This window comes from Candidatus Symbiothrix dinenymphae (genome assembly GCF_001431085.1).
This window is the reverse complement of the sequence record NZ_BBRU01000145.1, coordinates 1-770: the sequence shown is the minus strand read 5'-3', so window position 1 is coordinate 770 and position 770 is coordinate 1. Positions and strand designations below refer to the sequence as shown.

The 770-nt window shown below is 42.2% G+C and carries 1 protein-coding gene; it reads left to right on the top strand.

Going from position 1 to position 770, the window contains the following annotated elements:
• Positions 1 to 50: 50 nt before the first annotated feature.
• On the top strand, positions 51 to 443 hold the full coding sequence (locus ASC50_RS02215; protein ID WP_055432056.1) for a helix-turn-helix domain-containing protein: 393 nt from the start codon (positions 51 to 53) through the stop codon (positions 441 to 443).
• Positions 444 to 770: the final 327 nt, after the last annotated feature.

The following is a 770-nucleotide window of genomic DNA, read 5'->3' as shown; positions in this document are numbered from 1 at the left end:
AATATTAGTGTTTTGTTGACCGTTTAGTAAGAACGTATAAACTAAAAAGTATGGAGAGTTTAACAATTGTTAGAGAAGCATTTTGCAAAGTGAAAGATGTAGTATTTCACGATTCGATAATGCTTGATGATTCGCTGATTCAAATCGGGCAGTACGTTTTGAATGAACAGCGAAATACGCTGAAGTTTGCGCATCGAAAAACGCAGCACCTGTCGCCTCGTGAGTGCGACATTCTGGGCGTACTCTGGCGCGATGTTGAAAGGTTGGTTAGCCGCGAAGCGTTGCTGGCTGCCTATTGGCAGAGTTGTTCTGTGTATGCCTCGCGCAGTTTGGATTTGTTCATCCACCGTTTGCGCAAGCAATTGGCAGCCGACCCCAAAGTCAAGATTTTGACCATTCGCAACAAAGGTTTTCTGCTGACGGTGGATTATCAGCAGGAGTGACTGTCACAATTATTTTGCCGGGCGAACTGCGACTGTGAGAAGACAACAAGCTGTTGTTGCAAATAAGGGCAAAATTAGGCTACACTTTGCGCTCAAATTTGAGGTTGCCAATTGCTATTAATCTGTAATTAATGATGCAGCAATAATGCGATGTATGAGTATTGTGGTGCCGGTTATGGTAAAAATAGTTGTATTCGGCTTGCTCATAACTCGAGTTTATAATTGGTACCATAGTGGGTGTTTAATATTTTCTCTACATTTTTCCACACCTCTTGATGCGTATAGGTTTTCTTGTTGCTATTTTCTGCGACGTTCATTGCTGCAGTT